Origin of the sequence: Roseateles sp., from assembly GCF_049240545.1 — a bacterium.
Classification (GTDB): domain Bacteria; phylum Pseudomonadota; class Gammaproteobacteria; order Burkholderiales; family Burkholderiaceae_C; genus Paucibacter_A.
On record NZ_JBMLSK010000083.1, the window covers coordinates 1 to 1,480 of the forward strand.

The window sequence follows — 1,480 nt, forward strand, 5'->3', positions numbered from 1 at the left end:
TCTCCCCAACAGCAGCGGTCGCCGATTATGCAGTAGCCAATCATCCGGGACCTGAAATGCGCCGGGTCCCGTAGGTTCGCATCCAGAAGTCATGTCCACGACCCGACGATCTTCGCAAGGTGGCAGTCGACCCTGGCCGCCAGCGCCACCACCTCGTCGGTGAGCTTCGGCAGGGTGGCTGCATATCGCTCGGCCAGTTCGCGGATGCGTCCGGTCAGCGTCTGCGAGACTCGGTCAAGTTCGACCTGCACGGCACCCGCCAGCGTCGCCGTCCACTTGTCATCGATGACCAGCGACTGGACTTCGGCTCGGATTAACGCCGGGTAGATTTCGTAGGCTCGCATGTCCAACGTCGCCTCGCCCTCGCGGATCTGCTTCTTCAGCGCGGCGATGCGGTTGCCCAGGTCCAGCCAAGCTTTCAGCAGTTTCAACTCGTCGGCGCCGTCGCGGTCGTTGCCGATCTCGCGCATGCGCTCCTTCACCGCCACGGCCGTGATGCTGTCGTAGCCGGCGAAGATGCCCTCGTCGCCGGCTTGCTCTTCCTCAAGCTCCGTCTGGCTGGCCACCGCTGCGTCCAGTTCGGCCTGCAGCGCGTCGAGGGCGGCCTGCTCCTTGGCAAAGTAGCGGGCCACGATCAAAGGCTTGGGGATCAGTTCGCAGGTCCAGCCGCGGTCTTTGGTCTTTCCCTTCTTGTCCGTCTCCAGGATTCGGCTGGTCTTGGCCACCCAGCCGTCGGCGGCGATGAGGTAGGCGTCGTCCTGCATCGTCGCTGCCCAGTAGTCCATCAGGTGCTGGTAGACGTCGTAGGCGTCGATCAGCGGCACGTCGGCGAAGGCGGCCAGCAACTCTTCGGCCAGCGTTTCGATCAGCGCCTTGGGGTGGCCGCCTGCGCCGAAGGCCTGCAGGCGCTGGGTGGCGGCGGTGCGCCAGTCGGTAAAGCGCTGCGTGGCCTGGCCGTTGAAGGCCTGGAACTCGGCGTGGCCCAGGATCGCTGCCTTCAGCTCAGGCAGCGGCAGCTTCAGCTGCACGTAGCCCGCATGGCCGGCCGACTCGAAGAAGCCTTGGCGCACGCCCGGCAGCACCTGCCAGTAGGGCGCCAGCGGGCTGGCAGGGTCGTCCAGGTCGCGCGCCGGGATGCCGCCGCGCAAGTGGGCTGTGATGTCATGCAAGTCCTCGGGCTCGCTGCTGTCGATGTAGCGCGGCAGGTTCAGGTTGAAGTCGTTCTTCGGATCGGCGATCTCCGCCAGCGGTACCAGGCGGGCATAGCGCGGCACTTCAGCCTGGCGCTGGAAGGTGTCGACGATGCGGTGGATGTCCTGCTCGCGCAGGCGGTTCTTGTTGCCGTCCTTGATGTAGCCCTTGCTGGCGTCGACCATGAAGATGCCAGTGCCCGCGGCCGCGCGCGCCGCGGCGCCGGCTTTGTCCAGCACCAGGATGCAGGCGGGGATGCCGGTGCCGTAGAACAGGTTGGCCGGCAGGC

Annotated in this window: 1 protein-coding gene; it reads right to left on the minus strand. The window is 66.4% G+C overall.

Annotated elements, in window-relative coordinates; translation table 11 throughout:
• Positions 1–89 precede the first annotated feature (89 nt).
• Positions 90–1,480: N-6 DNA methylase (locus tag ACOVRJ_RS05495; RefSeq protein ID WP_422042889.1), on the minus strand; the 1,391-nt coding region annotated here is incomplete at its 5' end.